Origin of the sequence: Paenibacillus catalpae, from assembly GCF_900112695.1 — a bacterium.
Classification (GTDB): domain Bacteria; phylum Bacillota; class Bacilli; order Paenibacillales; family Paenibacillaceae; genus Pristimantibacillus; species Pristimantibacillus catalpae.
In genome coordinates, this window is the sequence record NZ_FOMT01000003.1 from 444,894 (window position 1) to 470,155 (window position 25,262).

Genomic DNA, 25,262 nt, shown 5'->3' on the forward strand with positions numbered 1-25,262 from the left:
AACAGCAGAGGGGAGTATACCTTCGAGTATACTTCACTCTGCTTGTCTTCGGAGAGGAAGGCAGGTGTACCGATTGATGCGTTACAAAGACGCTGCGCTCCCGCCAGCCGAACGGGCGGACGATCTGCTTGCGCGCATGACGGCGGAAGAGAAGATCGGACAGATGACCCAGCCATTCGGTTGGAAAATGTATCATAAGCGGTCAGGCGGCACGATTGAGCTTGATGCCGAATTTCAAGCACGGATCAAGGAGGGCGGAATCGGTTCCTTGTACGGCACTCTGCGTGCGGATCCTTGGACAGAAGTGACGCTCGAGAACGGACTGTCACCGGAGGAAGGCGCCCGCGCTGTCAATGACATTCAGCGATATGCAATCGAGCATTCCCGGCTTGGTATCCCTATTCTGTTCGGCGAAGAATGCTCGCACGGCCATATGGCGATTGGTGCGACGGTGTTTCCGGTTCCGCTGCTCATTGGCAGTACTTGGAACGTGGATCTGTACCGCAAGATGTGCCGAGCCGTGGCGCTGGAAACCCGCAGTCAGGGCGGAGCTGCCACCTATTCGCCGGTGCTGGACGTTGTACGCGATCCGCGCTGGGGAAGAACCGAGGAGTGCTTCGGTGAAGATCCGTTCATGACCGGTGAGATGGCGGTTGCCGCCGTGCAGGGCTTGCAGGGCGAGCGTCTTGATGGGGAGGGCAGCTTAATTGCGACGCTGAAGCACTTTGTCGGCTACGGCCATTCTGAAGGGGGACGCAACGCTGGTCCTGTTCATATGGGAAAACGCGAGCTGCACGAAGTCGATTTGTTACCTTTCCGTAAGGGAGTCGAGGCGGGAGCGATGTCCATCATGCCGGCCTACAACGAGATTGACGGCATTCCTTGCACGTCGAATGAAGAACTGCTGAACGGGGTGCTGCGTCAACATTGGGGTTTCGAGGGCTTCGTCATTACTGACTGTGGTGCCGTCAATATGCTGGCTTCGGGCCATGATGTAGCCGAAGGCGGTGAAGAAGCTTCGGCGATCTCTGTGAAGGCGGGCATCGATATGGAAATGTCAGGCGCTATGTTCGCGGGGCATTTGCATCATGCATTGCAGAACGGCCTTGTCACCGAAGCTGATCTGGATCTCGCGGTACGCCGGATTCTTGAAGCTAAGTTTAAGCTTGGTCTATTCGAACGCCCTTATGTCAATCCGGAAGCGGCTGCACGCGTTATCGGCTGCCTGGAACATGCGGAGCTGGCGCGTGAGATCGCCCGCCAAGGCATCGTCCTCTTGAAGAACGAGGACAAGACACTTCCATTGTCTAAAACTCATGCCGGCAAAATCGCGATCATCGGCCCGAACGCCGACCATATCTACAACCAGCTCGGTGACTATACGTCGCCGCAGCCAAGAGAGCGTATCGTAACGTTGCTTGACGGAATCAAGGCCGCGCTCGGCGAGGAGGCTCCGGATCGCGTGCTCTATGCACCGGGCTGCCGGATTCAAGGCGATTCCCGTGAAGGCTTCGCTTCCGCGCTGTCCTGCGCCGAACAGGCGGACGTCGTCGTGCTAGCACTCGGCGGTTCCAGCGCCAGAGATTTCGGCGATGGTACGATTGATTTGCGTACAGGTGCATCCGTTGTATCGGGTCTGTCATGGAGCGACATGGAGTGTGGGGAAGGGATCGACCGCGCTAGCCTTCATCTGATGGGCGTTCAGCTGGAGCTGGCTCAGGCTATTCATAAGCTCGGCAAGCGGATGATCGTTGTTTATATTAACGGACGTCCGATCGTTGAACCTTGGCTTGAGGAGCAAGCCCATGCCATTATCGAAGCTTGGTATCCGGGACAGGAAGGGGGAACGGCGCTTGCCGAAATTCTATTCGGCGACGTCAATCCTTCGGGCAGGCTGACCTTGTCCGTGCCGAAGGATGTCGGCCAGCTGCCGGTGTACTATAACGCCAAACGAAGCCGTTCCAAACGGTATTTGGAAATGGATACGAAGCCTCTCTATCCGTTCGGGTACGGACTTAGCTACACAACATTTGCTTACAGTGAGCTGGAAGTATCTCCGGCAGTGATTATGCCGGATGGTGAAGCAACGGTTACCGTTAGAGTAACGAATACCGGCGAAGCCGCTGGGACCGAGGTCGTTCAATTGTATATTACCGACGTTGTCAGCTCGACAACGAGACCGACGAAGGAATTGAAGGGCTTCGAGCGCGTGTCGCTTGCGCCTGGTGAAACGAAGGCTGTGCAATTTACAGTCGGCAGGGAGCAACTGCTAATGCTGGATGCGCGGCTTAAGCCTGTCGTGGAGCCAGGTGTATTCAAGGTGACGGTAGGCAGCCATGCAGAAACAGGGAAGTGGGCAGCTTTGACTGTGCTGGGAAAGGGGTAACACACATGCATCGTATCAATCGATTCATTCGTCATTTATCGGAGCGCCGGTGGGCGGAGTCGCATCCGCTGCAGAACTGGAAAGTTAAGAAAACCCGTTATGGTCTTCCGGGCGAATACGAGACCCTCCCCGGCGGCGAGGAAAGTCAACAGACAGACATGCTGCTCGATGGGCAATATGGGATTACCTATTTTCTGACCAAGCAGATTACCATCCCGCAGGAATGGGAGCCCGGAACGGCTGGTTTGAGAATCAGCGGCGGCGGCGAGGGCTTGCTTCGCGTCAATGGGGCGTCCTATCAAGGCATCGACCGCAATCATAAAGTCGTTCCGTTGTATTTGGAAGGAGTGGGCCTAACGCCGCTGCTGGAATTTGAGCTGTTTGACCCGATTCCAGAGCCTGTCGATCCACTTAACAATCAGGCGCCGGTCAACCCACCTGTGACGAAGTTCGATGTAAAGCTTGTCCGATTAAACAAGGCGGCACAAAGCTTGCTTTATACCGTGCAGGCTGTTTATGAGACGATGATTCTGTTGCCCGAGCAGGACAATAACCGCGGGCGTCAGCTCGATGCGCTGTATGAAACCATGCAAGCCTGCGACGACTTGCACGAGGAAGGATGGCATAGTCAGGAGATTCTGTCGGCCATTGAACGACGTCTGGCTGACCGGATTACTACCATGTTCCCGATACTTCCGACACAGGGCAAGATGCATATGGTCGGGCAGTCTCATATCGACATCGCTTGGCTATGGCCGGTTAGGGAGACGGTCCGCAAAGTAAGCCGTACGTTCTCCACGATGACGTCGCTGATGGATGAGTACCCGGATTTCGTCTACTCTCAAAGCCAGCCGCTTCTGTATGCCTTTGTGAAAGAGCATGATCCCGCGCTGTATGCCAAAATCAAGAAGGCAGTCGCCGAAGGACGATGGGAGCTCGTCGGCGGCATGTGGGTGGAACCGGATTTGAACATTCCAAGCGGCGAATCGCTCGTCCGCCAAATCCTCCATGGTCAGCAATTTTACCGTGATGAATTCGGCAAAGGATCGGCGATCGAATGGCTGCCCGATACGTTCGGCTATTGCGCTTCGCTTCCGCAGATTCTGAAGCTTGCTGGCGTTGATTATTTCATGACGACCAAGCTGAATTGGAACGATACGAACAAGTTCCCGCATGAATTATTCCGCTGGATCGGTATCGACGGAACATCGATTGTTTCTTACCTAAGCCATGCGCTTAATGAGAATACGAGGCCAAAAAACGTGGCAGAGAGCTGGAACGCTTACAGACAGAAGGACAAGCTCAATGAGCTGATGCTTCTTTACGGACATGGCGACGGCGGGGGCGGCGTGACGCGCGACATGATTGAGCTCGTGCAGCGAAGTAGTCTAATGCCGGGTCTGCCTGCGGGCAGCTTCAGCACGGCTGGCGCATTCTTCGAACAGGTCGGCCATGTTGCAGAGACGTTGCCGGAATGGCATGGTGACTTGTATCTGGAGCTGCACCGCGGCACGCTGACGACGCACGGCCGGAACAAGCGAAGCAACCGCAAAGCGGAAGCACTCTACCGCGAAGCGGAAATTTGGGGCACGCTGGCTCGCGCTTACACGGGCGCGGACATGGATGCCGAAGCGATGAACCGGGGCTGGAAGCTTATGCTGCTTAATCAGTTCCACGACATCATCCCGGGCACGGCGATTACGGAGACGTACGAGACCTCGGCCACGGAGTACGAGGAAATCTTCTCGCTTGGCGGCAAGGAGCTGGACCAAGCGCTGCTTGCGCTAGCGGGAGCGGTAGACGCGGTGGGCGAAGGAACGCCGTACATGGTGTTCAACAGCCTTGGCTGGGAGCGCGAAGACACGATTCTCATCACAGGCGGAGCGGAGCTTGCAGGAACCTGCGCCTATGATGAAGCGGGCTTCCGTCTGCCATGCGATTGGCTGTCGGATGAAGCGGCAGGAAGAGATCAACAAGGCGGGTTGATGGTGACGGTTCAGGCGATTCCAGCGTTTGGCTACAAGACGATCTGGCTGCGGCAAGCGGCTGGCAAAGAAGATCAGCAGCGGAGCGCTAGCCTGAACGAGACCGACTTGAGTGAATGGGAAACCGTGCATTACCGGCTGGAATTCAACGAACGAGGCGAGATCGTGCGCTGGTGGGACAAAGCGGCGCAGCGCGAACTGCTACGGCCGGGCGCCAAGGCGAACGAGCTGCAGTTTTTCCATGACAAGCCAACGTATTGGGATGCGTGGGACATCGATCCGAAGTACGAGCAGCAGCCAGCTGGACAGGCTGAGCTTATTGGGAAGCGGCTTATCTTGTCCGGCGACACAGCCGATATTATCCGGTTCGAGTGGAAGCTTGGACTGTCACTTATCACGCAGGATCTGATTCTCTATCCGAATCAGAAGCGCGTCGATTTCAAAACTCGCGTGTTATGGCGGGAAAACCACAAATTGCTGAAGGTAGCGTTCCCTATGGACATCTTGTCTACCAAAGCGGCGTACGAAATTCCGTTTGGTGCCTTGGAACGTCCAACGCACCGCAATACGAGCTGGGAGCAAGCGCAGTACGAAGTGTGCGGGCATCGATGGGCGGACATTTCGGAAGGTGGTTACGGGGTCAGCTTGCTGAACGACAGCAAGTACGGCTATGACGTTAAGAATAGCGTTCTTCGCCTTTCCTTGTTGCGTGCTCCGAAATGGCCGGATAACACGGCAGATCAAGGCGAGCATGAATTTACGTATGCGCTCTATCCGCATGAGCAGGATTGGCGCAGCGCCGAAGTCGTGCGTAGAGCAGCTGAGCTGAATCATCCGGCAACCTTGCTTCATTTGCCTGCAGGAAGCGGGAACGGCGCAGGCAAAGGCCGGCTGCCGTCGACGAATACGCTGATGCAACTTGAAAGCCGTACGGTTGTGCTCGACACGGTGAAGCCTGCGGAAAGCGGTGAGGGCATTGTGCTTCGGTTCTACGAATCGACCGGCAGTCGCGATAGGATCGTGTTCGAGCTGCCGCCGGCCACGAAACGTGCTAACGTTGTTAATTTGCTGGAAGATGTCATGGAAACCTGCAGCGTCGGCCCGAATGGTACAGTGGAGCTGATATTCAATCCGTTTGAGATCAAATCGATTCATTTGTTCTAGTATATTTTAATCATGGGAGAGGCGGTAACCGCGATGAAAATCGGATTAAGTACGTACAGCTTGCTTGGAGCTCTCAATTCCGGCGAAATGACGGTTCTGGACGCAATTGATTGGATTAAAGAGAACGGCGGGGAGCATATGGAAATCGTGCCGTACGGCTTCACACTCGTCGATAACCCGGAATTGACAGACGCGGTGCGAGAGAAGGCGAAGGCGGTCGGCATCGAGCTGTCGAATTATTCTATGCCGGCGAATTTCGTGCAGCCGGATGAACCGTCTTTCGAGGCGGAGATGGACCGCGTCAAAGCTCATGTTGATCTCGTTCACCGGCTCGGCATAAAGCATATGCGCCACGACGTGACGGCGTTCTCGATCGAGAAGGAGCAGACGACGATCGCCTGGTTCGAAGAGAGCCTGCCGCTTATCATCAAAGGCAGCCGGATTATCGCCGACTATGCAGCGCAATTCGGTATTACGACAACGATCGAGAATCACGGCTTCAGCGTTCAGGCGAGCGACCGGGTACAGCGGGTGCTGCAGGCGGTAGACCGTCCGAATTTCAAGACGACGCTCGACGTTGGCAATTTCATGTGCGTGGATGAGAATCCGGTCATCGGCGTTATGAAGAACTTGCCTTATGCATCTCTGGTGCATTTCAAAGATTTCTACTTCCGTTCGTTCGACGAGTCTCCCGGCGGCGGTGACTGGTTCCGCACAAGCAACGGCAACTATCTGCGCGGGGCGATCGTTGGGCATGGTGAGATTCCGCTGCGCCGCATCGTGAAGCTGATAAAAGGCTCCGGGTATGATGGCAACGTCACGGTCGAATTCGAAGGCATGGAAGAGTGCAAGATGGCTTCGCGGATCGCAATGGACAATCTTCGTCAGCTGTGGCAGGAAGCCTAAGAAAATTCGTTAATGGGGAAGGCGGATTTGAGCATGCAGACAGATAAGACGGAAGAATCGCGCATCGTGCCAACGGCCAAACAGTTGGCTTATCAGGATTGGGAGTTTGGTTTGTTCTTGCATTTCGGCTTGCGGACGTTCTATGAAGGCTATGCTGATTTCGACGAGCGGAAGATGACGCCTGCCGATTTCAATCCGGTCCAACTCGACTGCGAGCAGTGGATTCGGACAGCCAAGGAAGCGGGAATGGAATACGCGGTCCTGACTGCGAAGCATCACGATGGCTTCTCCAACTGGCCGTCCAAGTACAGCCGGTTCACGGTCGAAGCGTCGCCGTGGAAAGATGGCAAAGGCGACGTCGTGCGCGAATACGTTGACGCTTGCCGTAAGTACGGTGTAAAGGTGGGTTTGTATTACTCGCCTTACGATGGCTCGGCCGATTTCTATTCGCAGGATGCGCAGGCGTATGACGATTATTTCGTCAATCAAATTACTGAGCTGCTTAGTGATTACGGCGACATCGATATCCTGTGGTTCGACGGCTGCGGCTCCGAGAATCACGAATACGATTGGCCTCGGATTATCGGAACGATCCGCCGACTGCAGCCGAGTATTCTAATCTTCAACATGGGCGATCCGGATTTCCGCTGGATCGGCAACGAGGACGGCATTGCCCCAATTCCGTGCTGGAACACGGTCGAATCTGCCGACTTCTCGATCTACACGGAGAAGAAGGAACAATTCGGCAAACGGTTATGGCTGCCTGCGGAATGCGACGTGCAGATGCGGCAGAACGGCAGCACCTGGTTCTACAGTGACAATGACGAACACATGGTTAAGAGTGTGGACGAGCTGATGGGCCTCTATTACCTGTCCATTGGCCGTGGCACGAATCTGCTGCTCAACATCGGACCAAACCGCGAAGGCTTGCTGCCTGCCAAGGATACGGCGCATTTAACGGCGTTTGGAGACGAAATCCGTCGCCGCTTCGGTGGGCCAATCGCGTCGCTTGACGCATGTCGGCAGGAAGGGCGGCAATGGCGATACAAAGCTTCGATGCCGCATATCATTGATCACATTATCATCCAAGAGAATTTGACGGACGGCGAGTGCGTGCTCTCCTTCACCGTGTCGGTGCTATCGGCGAAGACCCATACGCCGGTAGCCGTCTACGAGGGTCGAAACATCGGCCATAAAGCGATTATCCGCATCCCAGCGGTCAAAGTGGCCGGAGTGATCGTGGAAGTGACGGCTTGCGACGGGGAGCCTGTTCTCCGTGAGCTGAGCTTCCACTATGCGGGGGACACCGATTCGTAGTTGCAAAGAAACCTAACGGCTTTTACGTTAGGTTTCTTTTTTAATTAAACATCTGCGTGAGATGTCATCATTGTGGCTTTGCGAACCAGAAATCCTTGGTGAGTGAGCGTTTATTGGTCTTGCGTGTTAACCATTACATATTCTCATTGTAATTGGAAATTATTAATAACTCTTCATAAAATTTATGAAGAACTTCTTAATTTTTGGCCTGTTCATTTTTATTGGGGATATGACGGATTTAACCTGCTTTCGAGCAGGTTTTTCCTTATGTAGATGACAGGTTATTTTCCAAAAATAAAGATTACTTTGACACGTAGAGTACTTTAGGGTAGTATTACTCTATCAGATAGAATAGTTAAGCAAGGAGGGCTCAGTATTATTAGGAGCGACATTATTCGCGGGCATTTGGATCCAATTATCTTACGCTTGATCCTGGAAAAGGATCGGTACGGATATGAAATTTCTAAAGAGATCAGCCTGCGAACGAAGGACAGATTCCAGATTAAAGAAGCGACCTTGTATGCGGTATTCCAAAGGCTTGAGAATAAGGAGCTTATTGAGTCATATTACGGAGATGTCTCTCATGGAGGACAGAGGAAATACTACCGAATAACAACATTAGGCAAGGCCTATTTGCGGGAAACGGTTAAAGAATGGCAGGAAATCAAGGAAATTATCGACGTGTTCATGGAGGGATTGATTTGAAATCAATAAAGCAGCATGTAGACGAATTGTTCAAGGGTATTCCGGAGAGCGAGAAAAAGAAGATCATCAAACAGGAAATTGTGGCTAACCTTCAGGAGAAGGTATTCGACTTGATGGAGCAGGGGAAGGAAGAAGAGGATGCGATCAACAAAGCGATTGTCGAGTTCGGAGACATCGAGGAGATCAAGCAGCAGCTTGGACACAAACTGCCTACAAGAAGGAATAACGCCAAATTAAATCTTGGTTTTTCGATCTGGGGCAGCCTTCTGATCATCGCACTTGTTGTATTCGTGAATTTCTATTATACCCCGGATGTGATCTGGTTCGTTTACCCGACATTTGCTGTTCTTTGGTGGCCGTTGTCCATGGTGTTTAATTGGTTGCGCTTAAGGTGAGGAGGTCGACCTAATGATAGATAGGCAGCAAGTGGGATTTGCCGCAATTGGCAGCTTGATGAGCATCTTGTTTTTTATGATCGTGAATTTCTTAACTACCCCAAGTGATATTTGGTTTATTTATCCGGCGTTTGTATTATTGTTCTGGCCGCTCAGCCTGGCATCCGTAAGAAAAGGCTATTACAAGCTGTATTCCTTGCTCGGAAGCCTGCTCGTTATCATCCTTATGCTTACGATTAACTATATGCAATCCCCCGAGTATCCGTGGTTCGTCTATGCCGTATTTCCGGTCATATGGTGGCCGATTGTGATGTATAGCGGGTCAAAAGCAAAGACGTTAACGTTCGCTGTAATTGCAGGCATAAGTGCGATTTTGTACTATTCGATCTTAAATGCTGTTATGTCGCCTGATTATCCTTGGGCCATATATCCTGCTTTTGCTGTGATCTGGTGGCCGCTTGCACTCTATTATGTCCGTAAGAAACAGTACTACAGCTTTTCCATCTCTGCCAGCTCACTAATGATTGCGTTCTTTATTACGGTCAATGTGGTTTCGTCTCCGGATACCATCTGGGCGATTTATCCGATCTTCGCCGTATTGTGGTGGCCGCTTAGCATGTACTATTTTCAGGTTAAGAGAATCAAGAACTGATCTAACCCAGATTAAATGGAATGTCCATAAGGACAGAGGGGAACTATATGCAAACATCCGTACGTCAACTGAAAAAGGACATGGCTCCTTATGAGAAATCAAATGCCAGGACCAGCATTCTACAGATCTTGAACACCATCTTGCCGTTTGTAGTGCTCTGGTATGTTGCCTATCTCTCGCTCTCCGTATCTTATTTGCTCACTTTAGCTATTGCGGTTGTCGCATCCGGATTCGTCGTTCGGACATTTATTATTTTCCACGATTGCTGTCACCAGTCCATGTTCAAGAGCAAGAGATTAAATGAAATAGTCGGAACGTTTACGGGCATTCTCACTTTCTTCCCTTATTATCAATGGAAGCATGCGCACTCCATTCATCATGCTACCAGCAGTAATCTGAATAAAAGGGGAATAGGGGACATATGGATCCTTACGGTAGAGGAGTATTTAACTTCTTCCGTATGGAAGCGTATAGGTTACAGATTGTATAGGAATCCTTTTGTTTTGTTCGTTCTTGGACCGTTCTACACGATTCTCATTGAAAATCGCTTCAACCGGAAAAATGCCAAAGCGAAAGAACGCATCAATTTGTATTTGACGAATTTGGGTATTGTGCTTCTGGCAGGACTGGTCTGTTGGGCTGTTGGCTGGCAAGCCTTTCTAATGGTTCAGCTTCCGATCTTCTATGTTTCCGGAGCAGCCGGTATCTGGTTGTTTTATGTGCAGCACCAATTCGAAGACAGCTACTTCGAGAACGAAGAAGAGTGGGATTATGTGAAGGCGGCAGTTGAAGGAAGCTCTTATTACAAGCTGCCTAAGCTGCTGCAATGGCTGACGGGGAATATCGGCTTCCACCATGTTCATCACCTGAGCCCTAGAGTGCCGAACTATTACTTGGAAGAAGCTCATAAGATGACGCCAGCTTTGCATAAGGTGACCACCATAACCATTGCCTCCAGCCTGCAGGCGATTCGATTCCGTCTCTGGGATGAGAGCAACAAGAGATTTGTGGGATTCAAAGAAATAAGCGAGAGAGTCAAAATGAAAGAGGCTGACTCAAAAGGCGTTCGCTCGCTAGAGAAAAAGCGTGCATAATCGATGAGGATTCTAAAAAAGCGATGCAGGGTGCTACCCCTGCATCGCTTTTTTGCGATTTTAGTCTCTCTCAGCTTTCTTCAGCAAGTTATGGGCAAGCGAAACTTATGGGATTTTCAGTTATTTTACCTTGTGAATTTGAGAAATTTGCTGCTTCCGGTATTCACCGGGCGATATCCCGATCTGCTTCTTGAACATCCGGTTGAAGGACGTTATATTAGCATATCCGACCTGCATGCTGATGTCCTGGATGGACATTTCGGTGACGACGAGCAGCTCCTTTGCCTTGCGGATGCGAATTTCGTTCAGATGGTCGCTGAAGTTCGCGCCGGTCTTCTCTTTTATAAATACGGATAAATATGCAGGGGACATGGTCAGCAGCTGAGACAAATAGGCAAGCGACAAATCTTGAGAGTAACGGGTGTTTAAAATATCCATCACAAGGGACGCGATCGGATCCTGATGCTGTTGAGCGTCTTTGATGAAGGCGGCGACATGCTCGAAAAGTTCTGCAAACGTATTCAAATAGTCCTGGATAGTTCCGCATTCATACAATTGCTTGATAATGGAGTAGACCGTCTCGGCCTCTTCGGCTTCCAAGTGCAGCGGTTCCAGCTTAACCCACACTTTGGCCGCCGTAAGGTTAGCTAAGTGCCGGTAGGCTTGTATTGCAGCTTTGCTTTTGACAAAGTGGTCAATCAATTGGGACACCATCTGCATAGCGCCTTCGGGGTTGCCCGATTGCAAAAAAGAGCTGAGCGCCTGCTCGTGCTTAGGACTTAAAAGTAGTGGGGGAGTAGTCTTCAGCTTGTCAATGACTTGAGTCTCCTCGGTCAAGTTCGCTTGCTTGGCCATCTCCTGCACTTGCTGATAGGCGGCGCCAAGCTCATTATAACGAACGGGCTGCGTACCGACTGCAATAATGACCTGGCAGCGGATATTCTCCCATTTCAAGACCGGTTTCAACGTATGCATGAATGAGGCGATTTTGTCGCGGGTGGTTCCATAGAAGACAGTGACGATACTATCTGTCTCGATCTGGAACGTATCTGTGTCGTTGAACCGCTCACTTATCCGAATATGGAGCGATTCGGCGATGCTGTGAAGGACATACTGCTGTTCATAGCTGGCGCAAGCTTCTTTTGGAAATCGAAAATGAAAGAGCACGACATGACAGCTTCGGTTGGCAGACAGCCGGTTGCTCCAATCTACACTCAAAACGCCGTTTATATTCCTTAGCCGGTTTAAACATTCCAAGCGAGATAGGGCAGAAAATTGGGTTGAATTCGAACCTAACTTCTTGAAGCTGTTAGAAGGCCCTTTCCGCGCAGACATTCTCATGAAAGGAATCCCACTTTCCAGTTGTATTTGTCCATTTATTCATTTTACTTCCAATAAGTGAGTCCTGAATTAAGATAATGTTATCGCAATGTCAAATAAGCGATAGACCCTGCTTAAGAAACTATGCATGAATTACTGACTTTTCGAGAATTCCGCTGATCTTCTAAAGAGTTGCATGCTATCGAATGAAATGTGAATAGGCATTCCACTTCTGCTGGATTAAAATGTCTGTGAATTAGGCAGCAGCAATCTTAATAGAAGCGGAGTGTGTGAGGAATGAACAGGTTGTTCAAACAGGTGCGGAGGCGGTTCATCGCGGGAACGATGACGGCAGTGCTTGTCGTAACGGGCTTGCCGATCGGCGCAACCGGAACGGCTAACGCAGAGGTACTACAGCTTGAACCGGAGCTATTGATTACGGAAATCGTAGCAAACTCTCCGAACTATACGCCTCCGGGCGGAAGTGGTACTGACGATAACGCTTGGGAATACGTCGAGCTGTACAATAACAGCGGCTCTGCAATCTCGCTTAATGACTACTATATTACCAGGGACAACTATAACGGCGGCTCTCATTACGAGTACCCCATTGAAGCTGGCCGTGTGCTTGAGCCTCAGCAGACGATTGTTGTAAGAGGACAAAGCAATGCTTCCGATCCTGCGACAGCAGAAGAGCATGACACTCTTGCATCGTTTAACTCGGTTTACCATACCGAGCTGTCGGACAATCAAGTCACCTATATGGACCAGTCCAGCGGAGGCAACCTCCCGAACACGGGTACGCAGACGGTAACGGTGAAACGGTCTTCGAATAATGAAACGGTTGTAGCCGCGAGATATAACGACGTGGATTCGACTGGAGCGCCGTTGATCAACTCCTCCAACAACATCGACGACAGCAATGGTAAAAGCATCGTATTTGCCTACAGTCCGCTTTCCGGAACAACGGCGATGACGAAGCTGTCATCCAAGCAAGCGCCAACGCCGGGAAGCCTGATTGCGGGACAACCGGTTGCGGATACGGGTGTTCCGGCGACGGCACCTCCCGTATTAAGTCACGTTCCGCAGACGACACCGATCCAGCCGCAAAATTATTCCGTAACGGCTGACGTGAGCAGCGATGGTACTTTGCTTTCTGCGAAGCTCTATTATAAAAAAGCGGAAGAATCTGCGTATACGCCAGTCCCGATCAGCGTCAAGGATGTTCAATCACTTACGGGCGTAATTCCGGAAAGCGCTATGCGGGGGACAAGCAAGATCGACTACTATATCGAAGCCTCGAACTCGGCTGGTACAACAAGAATCCCGTCTGCGGCCGACAGCTTCTACGAGCTGCAGATCGCACAGCCTGAGCAGCCTGAGGAACCAGAGCAGCCTCCGGTTCTGCTCATTTCGGAAATCGTGTTCAACACCCCGAATATCGGAAGCGGGGATGTGAACGCTTGGGAATACTTCGAAATTTACAACAACAGCAGTGAGCCAATCGCGCTGCAGGACTACCAAATCCAATATTTTAATGGTTCAGCATTAGCGTACGAGTGGACGTTCAGAGACAGCAAGACCATTCAGCCCAATCAGACGATGGTTGTGCGCGCTTATTACAGTGACGAACAAAACGGCTCGCTGGACAAGTTTAACGGAGCCTACAAGGTGTCGCTTACAGAGAGCGATCTCGTCTCGTTTGATCACCCGTCCGGTAATCTCATCAACACGAACGAGCACACGGTATCGATCGTGAAGAAGACCGGCGAAGCGGTCGAAACGATCGTGTCCGCGAAGTACAATGACGGTTGCCCGGCTGATGCGGCGACCAATTGCGATGATTTAAACAATACTTCCGTCATCTATAAGGTGGATGGCCAAAAGACCAGGCTGATGGAGAAGGCAGGAAGCAAGGTCGCCCCAACTCCAGGCTCGTTGGTTGCCGAACAGCTTTCGCCTCATATCGAGCATGCGCTGGCTGCGGGTTCCACTTTGGAAAAGGATCTTCCGATCTCCGCCGTCATTACGAGTGCGGCCGGCACGATTCAAGGCGCGAAGCTTTACTTCAAGACGGATAAGGATGCGGATTATACCTCCGTCAATATGACCGCGGGATCAGAAAACCGCTATAGCGCCGTCATTCCAAAGGAAGCATTTGATGCGGAAGCCGAGTACCTCTATTACTATATCGAGGCAATCGACGGCATCCATACGAGAAAGAATCCTTTCTCCGGCGATCCCTATGAAATCAAGGTGTTCCACTCGGTTACGGATGCTGCACCTTTGCTTCTGATCACGGAGCTCGTGCCAGATGACAAGGGCAGCGACATGTACGAGTACATCGAAATGTACAACAACACGGATCGCAGCGTTAATCTGAAGGACTATGCGATCTACTACGAATTTTCCCATGGCGCCACCATTAAGTGGGATTTGACGGAGGACTTTACCCTGCCTTCGAAGCAAACGGCGGTTATCTGGGTGAAATCCGATTTGAGTCTCGACAAGTCGCTGGCTGACTTTAATGCGCATTGGAGTTCGGTTACGGGTTCAACCGTGAGCCTGTCAGGCGCGCAAGTGACTTCTCTTTACTCGATCGGGATGGACAATACCAGCGAGGGACGTATCCTGGTTGCTCCGGATGCGGCCGATTGGGTCGGCCATTGGGGCGGCGCCATTTCGCAGGCTTGGTATAACGTTGCCAAGGATGAAGTGAACGATGATGGAAAAAGCGTTGTATACGAATATCCGAAAGGCGATCCGAACCCGCAATTCCTGAATCGGATGTTTGAGCGTTCCGCAGGTCAAACGGCTACGCCGGGCGTAATTGTCGAAGGACAGGTGCCTGAGATAACATCAGAGATTCCCGAGGATACAGCAAAGCCGGTAATCGCCTATGCAGCTCCATCAGGCAACCAGCCTTTCGGAAGCTTGAATGTTACGGCAACGATTACCGACGACGTCAAAGTGGACCGGGCTGCGCTCTTCTTCAAAAGAACGGGCGATTCCGCTTACCAGGAAGCTAACTTGCTTCGCTCGTCGACAAATTCGAATGAATACAGCGGCACGATAGCGATGGATAAAATTCTCGGAGCAGCCGCAATCGAATATTTCATCGAAGCAACGGACGGCCAGAACGTATCTCGTTCGACGGACGGCGGTACCGAGCCATACAAGGTGACGTTTGAACCGAAGAGCAAGCTGTGGCTCGATTTTGCTCCGAACAGCTTCTTGAAAGGCAATAGCCGCATTCAAGGCAATGCCCTCGATGCAGGTCGCACGTTAAGTTTGAAGGTGGACGGGCAGACCCTGGCTAGCGAGAAAGCGTTAAGTGACAATGCTTATCTGACTTTTAATGCCGACAATATGGAGAAGAGCTTCAATGATGGCTTGTACGTAAACGGGCAGCTGGTCTCCACGTTCCCTAACGTGTCCTACCTGGCTCCTCATGTCGCAACGGTACCGAAGAGTCTGCTGAAGCCGGGTAATAACGTGTTGCTCGTGACGGCAGGCAACAAGCTGGATCCACTAGGCAAGGAAGGCAATAACGATGACTATAAAATTGAGAACATCAAGCTTTTACTCGGCAATGGCGAGCAAGTAGCCGTTACGGCTAGAGGCAAGGTGCTCGACAAAGACCAATTTACGGCCGTCGATCCGGCAAAACGACAAAAGGTCGGCGACAGCACCGGATACTTCGAATATCTCGAGCTTACCGTTAACCTGCCTGAAGCGCTGTTCTACGGCGCAGCGTTGGAGCTTGACACGAAAACTTTGTCTGATGGCGAGCACACATTCGAGGTGTCCGACGCGGAAGCGGGAACGAAAGCAAGCGTATCCGCAATCGTCGACAACACGCTCCCGGTGTTCGACGAGTTCTCGATTAAAGATGGCGAAACGTACAGCGGCAATATTTCGCTGAATGCTAAAGCAACTGATACGACTTCCGGTATTGGCTCGACGACGGCAACCTTGGACGGCGCAGCCGTGACACTTCCGACTCAAGTAAAAGCATCTGAGCTCTCTGCCGGAGACCATGTATTCCGCGTTTCCGTCAAGGACAAGGCGGGTAACGAAGCGGTTCGCTCCGCAGCGTTCAGCGTCGGCAGCGAAATACCAAGCAACTCTTTTGAGCCGACGCCGGCGGATAACGCAACGAACGTTGGAACAAATGCGCAGCTTGGCGTAAAAGTAAGCGATCCGAACGGGGATGCGATGGATGTCAGCTTCCGCGAGGCATACCGTTACAATTACAGCAATCGCACGGATATCGAAGGCTTCTCCAATTCGACGGACCGTGAGCCTCCGCTCGAGCTAAGCCCGGCCGGCGAAACGGCGGTCTCCGCAGAAGCGATTAATCAGGTAAAGAGTGTTGACGGAACTTATTTTGTGACCGACGCGGACGGCCTGTTCCCTTATCAGCGTTATGACTTCAAGCTCGATCAAGAGCCTGGCGATATCGCGAACGTTGAAGTGGTCTGGAAAGGACACTCGCTGCCGGATCGTCAAGTAACGTTATATACTTGGAACTACAACACGAACAAATGGGTAAGAGCCACATCGGGCGTTGGAGCTGAAGACTTCGAACTGAAGGTGACAGTCAGCGCTGCGGACATGGTAAAAGATAAAACGATTCACGTGCTTGTACAGGATCTCGTACCGGCTGCCGAAGACGGAGTCGACTTCAGCTTCGCATGGGCGAGTGACACGCAATATTACTCCGATTCATATCCGGAGATTTACGACAAAGAAATGAAATACGTGGCGGACATGAAGGACGAGAAGAAAATTTCCTATCTCATTCATACCGGCGACTTGGTCGATGACTTCAACCGCCCGGACGAGTGGAAGGTTGCCAGCGACAGCATGAAGCGTCTGGAGGATGCCGGCGTTCCATATGGCGTCGTAACGGGCAACCATGACGTCAACCATGACGAATCCAATTACACCGAGTATTGGAAGTATTTTGGCCGCGAACGTTTCGAAGACCAGCCGTATTATGGCGACGATCTTAACAACAACCGTGACCACTACGATTTGATCTCGGTTAAGGGCCAGGATTTCCTGATTATGTACCTTGGCTGGAACATTCAGGACAATACGGTGGAATGGGCAAACGAGGTGCTTAAGAAGTATCCGGATCGCTACGTGATCATCGGTACCCACGAGTACATCTCTCCGACTGGCGCTTATTCCGGTCAAGGCGAGATGATCTGGAACGAAATCGTAGCGAAGAATGACAATGTTCGCATGGTGCTTTGCGGACACTTGCACGGCGTTGCCTATAACGTCAAGCATGTCGAAAACAGTGACCGCGTCGTTATCGAAATGCTGGCGGATTACCAATCCGGTCCGCAAGGCGGACAGGGCTACATGAGATTCCTGGAGTTCAATTTGGCCGCTAACCAAATCCATGTCACAACTTACTCGGCTTATATGAACGACAGCAATTTCTTCGAGGAGGAAGGCAAGGACGACTTCTTGCTGCCTTACAAGACACAAGACCCGAGTAAGCAGGTTGCCACCGATTTTATCGGAGTGAATGTCTACGGAAGCAAGGAGATTGGCAGCCAGGCCAATGTGGCAAGCGGCGGCACCGCGACCGCAAGCTGGCCGAACCGCTCGAGCAATACGGTCTATAATTGGTATGCGATTGCCACGGATAAGAACGGGGACAGCGCGACATCGGATATTTGGAGCTTCTTGACCGGCGGCACGTCCGTGCCTCCGACGACGCCAACGAATCCGACTACTCCGTCGAATCCTGAACCTGATTCCGGTGTAACGGTTATTTCTCCGAATGCGATTCCCGCAACGGGAGAAGTTACATTAAAGCCTGCAGCAGGTGCCAACGCGATTGCGCTTAGCGCAGATGCGCTTGCCAGAATTGGCAGCCGAGAAGTGAAAATCGAGACCGATAACAACGGTATTGTCATCATTCCAAATGCCGTTCTGCAGTCTCTCGGCGGAAAGCTGGGTAACGGAAGCGAACTGATTGTCAAGCTGGACAAAATGACGCAGACGTCGATCGATCAGGCAGAAGAGAACGCAGGAGCGAAATGGAAAGCGGAAATGGAAGCGAAGGGCGCTGCCTTGCAGCTTTCATTCAGCGAACGCAGCAAATCCGGCAGTCTGACTACCATTGGCACGCTGCCAAGCCCTGTCAAGATCGAATTGAAGGCAGATTCGATTAACAACGTCAAGCTTGCGGGCATTTACCGTATCGACGAGATCGGCAATGCCGTCTGGATCGGCGGCGAGTATGCGAACGGCAGCTTTACAGCTTCTGTTGATCAACCGGGCAAGTATATCGTCATGGAATACAGCAAGTCTTACAGTGACGTATCTTCAAGCAATTGGGCTTACGATTACGTACAGGAGCTTTCGTTCCGGGGGATCGTAAATGGCATCAGCGATAACAAGTTTGGCGCCAACCAGCCTACGACACGCGCGGAATTCGTAACCTTGCTCGCAAGGGCGCTTGGTCTTGCCGATTCTGCTTCAACGGCTTCGAAGTTCAAGGACGTTAAAGCGGGAAGCTGGTATGCGGATGCCGTAGGCGCTGCCGTTCAGGCGGGGATCGTAACAGGCATCACCGCTGACAGCTTCCAGCCGGACAAACGAATCAGTCGCGAAGAAATGGCGGTCCTGATCATTCGAGCTCTCGAGTACAAGCAAGGTACCCCTATAGCGGAATCAGACGGCGTTTCGTACAAGGATGCCGGCAAGATCAGCGCTTGGGCACAAGATGCGATCGATAAAGCGAACGCGCTTGGCATCATGACCGGCCGCGAGAACGGGCAATTCGCTCCGCAAGCGAATGCAACCCGCTTGGAAAGCGCCAAAGTGATCTACGAAATATTGGAACAATTGAAATAACGGGCAGTTTTCGCCGGGCCGGCGCATGGGAGCACTTGTCTCCTTAGCGCTGGCTCGGGTTTTACCAACCGTTATCGCTTGTCCAAGGAGGCTTTCGAATCCCATGAAAAAGGCGACTGCGTTTCTGGCCGTCTGTCTGTTCCTGTTCGGCATTGTTCCGCATGCGTACGCGCATATGAACACCTATGGTTATTCGGACATTAACGTAAATGGCGGGCAGCTTGAATACGATTTGTATTTGGATATAACGGAAGTGTCCCAGTGGATGGATATGCGTTCCGGCGGCGTGTTTATCATCGATCCAGACCAATCCTCTCCGGCAGAAGGAGAAGTGTCGTGGACGGAAGAAGATTTACGCCCTCTGATCGCGGATTCGCTTGTCTTACAGGCAGGCGGTGAAACTCTGGAGCCAAAGATTGGAGAAATTGCAACAAAAAATAGAAACAACGGCTTATGCTTGTTTATGAAGCTTACCTATCAGCTTCCAGACGGAGCTTCGGATTATAGAATCAACTATAACTTTTTCTTTGATACCGATCCGGCTCATCAAAACTTCGCGACTATCCGCGAAGCGGACTCTTCCAAGGATATCGTGTTTAACAGCGGGAATAAAACGGTGACCGAGATGCTTGGCGCATCTGCGGCGGATTCATCCAAAACGACGGTTGAGGTGCCAAACTGGCTCATGTCGATGTGGGAGTATTTACGAATTGGCGTCGAGCATATTTTGAGCGGAATCGATCATCTGCTCTTCATTGCCGCGCTTGTCATCGCGAAGCAGCGCAAACGGGATTACGTGAAGGTGCTGACGGCATTTACGATTGGGCACAGCTTGACGATCGCGCTCTCGGCCCTTGAGGTCGTGAATTTGCCCCCAGCATTCGTCGAGCCCGTCATTGCGCTAAGCATCGCCTATGTGGCGGTAGAGAATATTTGGCTCAAAAAGGTGAAGCGCCGTTGGATCATTGCCATGGGCTTCGGCTTGATCCATGGCTTTGGCTTCGCCGTGGTGCTGCGCGGCGCGATGAGCGACCGTTTCCTGTTGACCCTGTTTTCATTTAACGTTGGCGTCGAAATCGGCCAATTGGCCGTTCTGGCCGTACTGCTTCCGCTGCTCATTTGGATCGGCCGGTACAAAGCTTACAAGTACGCGAATTACGCAGCCTCCTCGTTCGTCGCTGTCATCGGACTGTATTGGTTTGTAACGCGTATTATCGAAGGGTAAGAATGAAAAAACCTCTTCTCCGCAAGGAGAAGAGGTTTTTTGTATTAAACGCCCTGAGCGATCATCGCGTCAGCGACTTTGACAAATCCGGCGATGTTAGCGCCGATCACCAGGTTGCCGGGCACGCCGTATACTTCGGAAGCTTTTACGCTTTCGCTATAGATGTTGTGCATAATCAGCTGCAGCTTGGCATCCACTTCATCCATCGTCCAGGACAGTCTTGCGCTGTTTTGCGCCATTTCGAGGGCCGAGACAGACACGCCGCCCGCGTTTGCTGCTTTCGCTGGAGCGAACAGGACCTTGTTGTCCAGGAAGACATCGATCGCCTCTAGTGTGGACGGCATATTAGCGCCTTCACCGACTGCTTTAACGCCGTTGCGAACAAGAAGTTCGGCTGAGGCTTTGTCGATTTCGTTTTGGGTTGCGCATGGCAGAGCGATATCGCAAGCAATCGTCCAAATGCCGGAGCAGCCTTCTACGTAGATGGCATCAGGATGCTCAAGCACGTAGTCTTTACATCTGCGGTTTTCGACTTCTTTCAAACGTTTAATTGTATCCAGATTAATGCCGGCTTCATGATAAATATAACCGCTGGAATCACTGCATGCTACGACTTTTGCGCCAAGCTGAATCGCTTTTTCCATCGCGTAGATCGATACGTTGCCGGATCCCGACACGACTACGGTGCTGCCATTAAAGCTGCGTCCCGCGCTTTTGAGCATTTCATCAACAAAGTATACGCAGCCATACCCGGTTGCTTCCTTGCGGCCAAGACTTCCTCCGTACCCGAGTCCTTTACCGGTTAAAACACCTGCTTCATAGGCGCCAACCAGCTTTTTATATTGCCCAAACATATAGCCGATTTCTCTGGCGCCAACGCCGATATCGCCAGCAGGAACATCCGTATCCGGACCAATATGCTTGCTGAGCTCGGTCATGAAGCTTTGGCAGAAGCGCATAATTTCCAGATCCGATTTGCCTTTTGGATCGAAATCAGCCCCGCCTTTACCGCCGCCGATAGACTGCCCGGTTAACGAGTTTTTGAAGATTTGCTCGAACCCCAGGAATTTGATGATGCTGGCATTTACGGAAGGATGGAAGCGTAATCCGCCTTTATAAGGGCCTATCGCATTGTTGAATTGAACGCGGAAACCGCGGTTTACTCTTACCTTGCCATTGTCGTCCGTCCAAGGTACTCTGAACGAAATGATCCGATCCGGCTCGACCAGTCGATCCAGAACAGCGTGCTCGATATATTTCGGGTTTTGGGAGAGTACGGGTATCAGGGAAAGGAACACTTCTTTTACAGCCTGATGAAATTCACCTTCACCCGGATTGCGTTTTTGAACCGTTTCAAATAACTGATCGATGTAATGGTGTGCAACCTCTGTATTTGCTTGCTCAACTTCCTGGACAATACTCATGACGAACAACACTCCTTATAATGGATGGATGACAATTCACTTCTCTTTGTTAATTTAGTAGTTTAATATTAATATTAAATAATTAATCGCAACAATATTCAGATAAGATAAAGTTGATGCGTTTTGCGCATGAAGAATAGGGGCTTAATTTGTGGAGATTAGACAAATGAGATATTTTGTGGAAGTTGCGAAGAGAGAACATGTGACAGAAGCCGCCAATGTCTTGCATGTTGCCCAATCCTCTGTCAGCAGACAGCTTGCTCAATTGGAAAGCGAATTAGGAGTAGATTTATTCATTCGCAAGGGACGGCGGGTAAAGTTAACCCCAATAGGAAAGATCCTGCTCAAGCGGGTAGAGCAGATGCTGAACATGATGAACGAGGCGGAAAGAGAAGTGAAGGAATATCTGGATCCGGAAAAAGGGGTCGTTCGCATTGCATTCCCGATCAGCTTGGCAGCGCATGTACTGCCAAAGGCCATATATGCCTTCCGGAAACGGTACCCGGAAGCGAAATTTCAAATGAGACAAGCTCTCTATCATGACCTGGTTGATGGGGTCATTAATGGTGAATTTAATCTGGCTATGATTGCCCCGCTGCCAAGCGAAGATAAACATGTCGAGCAAAAGCTGCTCTTCACAGAGCGGATTGTGGCGCTTCTGCCCATCCATCATCCGCTTGCTAACCAGTCCAGCATACAGCTGTGGGAGATGAAGGATGAGTCCTTTGTCACACTGCCGGAAGGGACGATTTTTCGGGAAATTGTATTAAACGCGTGCAGGGAAATCGGATTTACGCCTCATATTGCCTTTGAAGGGGATGATATCGATGCGTTAAAAGGGCTAGTGTCAGCAGGGCTCGGAATAGCGCTTATGCCCGAAGTCACCTTGGTTGAGAGCATTCCGCAATCAACGGTGAAGATCCCGATCGCAGACCCCGCCGTGACCCGAAGCATCGGCATTATTTGTCCAACTCAGCGCAAATTGCTTCCCACGGAGCAGTTGTTCTATCGTTTTCTTTCGGAATTTTACACACCGGATTACAAACTGTAAATATACAAAACTCCTTGATCCCAAGGAGTTTTTTTGTTTTTCAATCGGCACAGTCTAATCTGCTGCCAAGAATAATTGAGGCGGCTATGGTAAAAAATACATTTACCTATAATGCGATTCGAGGGAATGACATGGCTGACAATCAGAAAACAGAACCCAGGGATATGACCCAATTCCTAAAGCAATTGAAGCAGTCCAGCGATTTTAAAACGATCCAGCTCAGTATTGGCGACAAACAGCTGAGCATCTCTTATTTCAAAACCTTGATTGATGAGAAGCTGCTTCAGTCCCATGTCATTCTTCCCTTGCAGGAGCGTGCGCTGGATTTAGATTTCAGGCAGCTTGAGGACTTAAAAACTTGGATTCCGATTGAGGATATAGAAATGACGGGTCAGGTTGAGAGTATTCAAGCCAAGCTGTTGAAAGGCTGCGCAGTTGCGACACTCGATAAAGAGTTTTGCAAGTATGCTTTGATCGAATTGGCTAGTATAGAAGGACTTAGAAAAAACAATGATACCGAAAATGAATTTAGCGTTGTTGGACCCAAGGTAGGTTTCGTAGAGAGTATTGACACAAACATCGGCTTGTTACGAGCGCAAATCAACATTCCAACCTTGGTTGTCAAAGAAATCCTGGTTGGCACGACCTCCAAAACAAGAGTGGCCATTATTTATATTGATGGAGTGACCAATAAGCGAAACGTTAAAACGGTAGAGCAAAGGCTGGAGCAAATCGACTATGACGTTATTTTCGATACTTCCCAATTAGATCAGTTCATCTCGGACAACTCCCTGACACCGTTTCCTTTATTTTTGTCTACGGAACGCCGAGACCGGGTTGTATATGCGCTCATTACCGGACAAGTTGCGGTTGTTAGTGATGGATCACCTTATTTCATCACGGGTCCTTCCACCTTGTTTGATTTCTTCCTGTCGCCTGAAGATTACTATTTGCCCTGGATTTTAGGCTCCTTTTTCAGAATGATTCGTATTTTCGGCGTTATTTTTTCCTTATTTGCAACCTCCATGTATATCGCCATCACTACGTTTCACTATGAAGTCATTCCGAGGGATTTGCTCGAGCCGTTAATATTCTCCAGAAGAAATGTCCCTTTTCCGCCGCTCCTTGAAGTGCTTTTTCTGGAGATTACGATTGAGTTTCTCCGGGAGGCTGGAGCCAGGCTTCCAACGAAGATCGGTCAGACCTTAGGTATCGTAGGCGGTATCGTGATTGGTCAGGCTACAGTTCTGGCCGGTTTGACAAGTAATATTCTGGTTATTATCGTGGCCTTCTCGGCGCTGGCTTCGTTTGCTACGCCAATCTATAAGATGTCTAACGCGATTCGATTTTTGCGCTTTCCGATGATATTCGCCTCGTCGATTTGGGGAGCCCTGGGACTGTTTATAGGGATTGGTTTTCTTCTTGTCCACCTCACGCGTCTGACCTCATTAGGTATGCCGTATCTCGTCCCCATTCATCCATTAAGAGTACGGGATCTCAAAGACAGCTTTATACGTCCGTCGTATCAGTTTACTAACAAGCGGCCGAGCTATTTAAGACCTGATTCTTCAGTCAAGTACAAGCCCGGGAAGGTAAAGAGAAAGAACGATCTGGATAGAGAATGACTTAGGAAGGCGGGAATGATGGAGTTGAGAAGCAGAACCTTCCTGATTATTGTTCTAAGCATGCTGCTTACTGCGTGCGGAGATACAAACATTGTGAACAGTATCAAATTTGTCCAAACCATAGGTTACGATGCCGCTCAGAACGGGGTTACCAGCAGCGCGGTTATAGCCAATTACGAGGAACAGGGGAAGTCAAAGCTGGAATTTTACGTGACGGAGTCCAAGTCCGTATACGACAGCATGCCCAAGCTTAACATGAAGCTTGATTTCCCGATTGAATATGGGCAGCTGAGAATGGCATTATTCGGAGACAGCTTCGCACGAAATGGGATAACAACGGCAATCGAGAGTTTGATCCGTGACCCCAAAATATCCTCGAGAGTGCATCTTGGCGTTGCGGATAGAGCTGCGCTGGAGCTGCTCAATATTGGCGAGAATAGACGTGATCCGTATTTTTTGTCCGATATGATCGAACAGAATATGAAGTATGGTAATTTGCCGATGATGAATCTTCACTTAACCTTCTTTAATTATTACGGCACCGGAAGGGATTTCTTTCTGCCTCATTTTACGGTTGAACGAGACGAAATCAAGCTTGATGGCATAGCTCTGTTTAAAGGCGATAAGTTCAAAACCAAAATTGGCATAAGGGATTCCTTCTTGCTGAAAATGCTGCTGGAAGATTCTAAAAATGGGAGCATTATGGTTCCTATGACAAGTGCGGATCAAACCCGCGCGGAGTATTTCCTGATGAACAGCATTCACTCCAAACCTAACTATAAGGTGATACGTACTGGATATCCAGCCTCCGTTGCCATTCATGTGAAACTTAACGCTCAAGTCAAGGATGTCCCGCAATGGATTGATCTTACTTCGGAGGATCAGATCGCCTTGCTTGAAAAAAGCATAGAGGTCTATTGCGAAAGTGAAATACAGAAGTTTATCTCCTTATGCAAAAGAAACAACGTGGATCCGCTGGGCCTAGGGGATCTGTTTAGAAGCAAATCGAAGGAATGGAACTCGCAGGAGTTCGAGGAGCATTATAACGCATTAGCAACGACCGTTCATGTAAATGCCCGTATTATCCGAACTGGCGCAGGTGGTTAAGGCAGCATGCTATGCTCTTTGGGG

General features: G+C 50.5%; 15 protein-coding genes. 13 read left to right on the forward strand and 2 right to left on the reverse strand.

Annotated features, from left to right (window positions below; genetic code table 11):
• Positions 1-76: 76 nt before the first annotated feature.
• From BM200_RS15655 to desA, 8 genes are all read left to right on the forward strand, one after another.
• The gene (locus BM200_RS15655; RefSeq protein ID WP_091187165.1) at positions 77-2,386 is read left to right on the forward strand and encodes a glycoside hydrolase family 3 N-terminal domain-containing protein; all 2,310 of its coding nucleotides are present in this window, start codon (positions 77-79) and stop codon (positions 2,384-2,386) included.
• 5 nt (positions 2,387-2,391) lie between these two features.
• Entirely contained in the window at positions 2,392-5,535 is a 3,144-nt protein-coding gene (locus BM200_RS15660) for an alpha-mannosidase (RefSeq protein WP_091187168.1), read from the forward strand.
• Positions 5,536-5,568: 33 nt separating this feature from the next.
• On the forward strand, positions 5,569-6,441 hold the full coding sequence (locus BM200_RS15665) for a sugar phosphate isomerase/epimerase family protein (protein WP_091187170.1): 873 nt from the start codon (positions 5,569-5,571) through the stop codon (positions 6,439-6,441).
• Between the two features lie 33 nt (positions 6,442-6,474).
• The gene (locus BM200_RS15670) at positions 6,475-7,758 is read left to right on the forward strand and encodes an alpha-L-fucosidase (protein ID WP_091187912.1); all 1,284 of its coding nucleotides are present in this window, start codon (positions 6,475-6,477) and stop codon (positions 7,756-7,758) included.
• Positions 7,759-8,133: 375 nt separating this feature from the next.
• Positions 8,134-8,463 carry a PadR family transcriptional regulator gene (locus BM200_RS15675; RefSeq protein WP_091187172.1) on the forward strand — a complete coding sequence of 110 codons (330 nt, stop codon included), beginning with the start codon at positions 8,134-8,136 and terminating at the stop codon, positions 8,461-8,463.
• Positions 8,460-8,858 (forward strand): permease prefix domain 1-containing protein, encoded by a 399-nt coding sequence (locus BM200_RS15680; protein ID WP_091187173.1) that lies wholly within the window; start codon positions 8,460-8,462, stop codon positions 8,856-8,858. The genes BM200_RS15675 and BM200_RS15680 overlap by 4 nt, the downstream gene beginning before the upstream one ends.
• Positions 8,859-8,871: 13 nt before the next feature.
• Positions 8,872-9,510, forward strand: a complete 639-nt coding sequence (locus BM200_RS15685; RefSeq protein WP_091187175.1) for a hypothetical protein — start codon at positions 8,872-8,874, stop codon at positions 9,508-9,510.
• 47 nt (positions 9,511-9,557) lie between these two features.
• A complete protein-coding gene (desA, locus tag BM200_RS15690) occupies positions 9,558-10,604 on the forward strand; it encodes a Delta(5) desaturase DesA (RefSeq protein WP_091187177.1) in 1,047 nt (348 codons plus the stop codon).
• Positions 10,605-10,724: 120 nt separating this feature from the next.
• Here desA and BM200_RS15695 read toward each other — a convergent pair whose 3' ends face one another.
• Positions 10,725-11,822: a helix-turn-helix domain-containing protein gene (locus BM200_RS15695; protein WP_175532886.1), complete on the reverse strand. Its 1,098-nt coding sequence runs from the start codon at positions 11,820-11,822 to the stop codon at positions 10,725-10,727.
• Positions 11,823-12,221: 399 nt separating this feature from the next.
• On the opposite strand from BM200_RS15695, the gene BM200_RS15700 reads away from it, so the two are divergent.
• On the forward strand, positions 12,222-18,806 hold the full coding sequence (locus BM200_RS15700) for an S-layer homology domain-containing protein (RefSeq protein ID WP_091187181.1): 6,585 nt from the start codon (positions 12,222-12,224) through the stop codon (positions 18,804-18,806).
• A 103-nt stretch (positions 18,807-18,909) separates the two neighbouring features.
• The gene (locus BM200_RS15705) at positions 18,910-20,031 is read left to right on the forward strand and encodes a HupE/UreJ family protein (RefSeq protein ID WP_175532887.1); all 1,122 of its coding nucleotides are present in this window, start codon (positions 18,910-18,912) and stop codon (positions 20,029-20,031) included.
• A 44-nt stretch (positions 20,032-20,075) separates the two neighbouring features.
• On the opposite strand, the gene gdhA is transcribed toward BM200_RS15705, so the two are convergent.
• Positions 20,076-21,455 carry an NADP-specific glutamate dehydrogenase gene (gdhA, locus tag BM200_RS15710; protein WP_091187185.1) on the reverse strand — a complete coding sequence of 460 codons (1,380 nt, stop codon included), beginning with the start codon at positions 21,453-21,455 and terminating at the stop codon, positions 20,076-20,078.
• Between the two features lie 151 nt (positions 21,456-21,606).
• On the opposite strand from gdhA, the gene gltC reads away from it, so the two are divergent.
• The 3 genes from gltC (at position 21,607) to BM200_RS15725 (ending at position 25,238) form a co-directional block, all read left to right on the forward strand.
• Positions 21,607-22,506: a glutamate biosynthesis transcriptional regulator GltC gene (gene gltC, locus BM200_RS15715; RefSeq protein WP_091187188.1), complete on the forward strand. Its 900-nt coding sequence runs from the start codon at positions 21,607-21,609 to the stop codon at positions 22,504-22,506.
• 131 nt (positions 22,507-22,637) lie between these two features.
• Positions 22,638-24,131: a spore germination protein gene (locus BM200_RS15720; protein WP_091187913.1), complete on the forward strand. Its 1,494-nt coding sequence runs from the start codon at positions 22,638-22,640 to the stop codon at positions 24,129-24,131.
• 15 nt (positions 24,132-24,146) lie between these two features.
• On the forward strand, positions 24,147-25,238 hold the full coding sequence (locus BM200_RS15725) for a Ger(x)C family spore germination protein (RefSeq protein WP_091187190.1): 1,092 nt from the start codon (positions 24,147-24,149) through the stop codon (positions 25,236-25,238).
• Positions 25,239-25,262 lie beyond the last annotated feature (24 nt).

Excerpts from the sequence above, each read along its gene's own strand:
- BM200_RS15655 (WP_091187165.1), top strand. The coding sequence starts at position 77 with ATGCGTTACAAAGACGCTGCGCTCCCGCCAGCCGAACGGGCGGACGAT.
- BM200_RS15660 (WP_091187168.1), top strand. The coding sequence starts at position 2,392 with ATGCATCGTATCAATCGATTCATTCGTCATTTATCGGAGCGCCGGTGG.
- BM200_RS15665 (WP_091187170.1), top strand. The coding sequence starts at position 5,569 with ATGAAAATCGGATTAAGTACGTACAGCTTGCTTGGAGCTCTCAATTCC.
- BM200_RS15670 (WP_091187912.1), top strand. The coding sequence starts at position 6,475 with ATGCAGACAGATAAGACGGAAGAATCGCGCATCGTGCCAACGGCCAAA.
- BM200_RS15685 (WP_091187175.1), top strand. The coding sequence starts at position 8,872 with ATGATAGATAGGCAGCAAGTGGGATTTGCCGCAATTGGCAGCTTGATG.
- desA (WP_091187177.1), top strand. The coding sequence starts at position 9,558 with ATGCAAACATCCGTACGTCAACTGAAAAAGGACATGGCTCCTTATGAG.
- BM200_RS15700 (WP_091187181.1), top strand. The coding sequence starts at position 12,222 with ATGAACAGGTTGTTCAAACAGGTGCGGAGGCGGTTCATCGCGGGAACG.
- BM200_RS15705 (WP_175532887.1), top strand. The coding sequence starts at position 18,910 with ATGAAAAAGGCGACTGCGTTTCTGGCCGTCTGTCTGTTCCTGTTCGGC.
- gdhA (WP_091187185.1), bottom strand. The coding sequence starts at position 21,455 with ATGAGTATTGTCCAGGAAGTTGAGCAAGCAAATACAGAGGTTGCACAC.
- BM200_RS15720 (WP_091187913.1), top strand. The coding sequence starts at position 22,638 with ATGGCTGACAATCAGAAAACAGAACCCAGGGATATGACCCAATTCCTA.
- BM200_RS15725 (WP_091187190.1), top strand. The coding sequence starts at position 24,147 with ATGATGGAGTTGAGAAGCAGAACCTTCCTGATTATTGTTCTAAGCATG.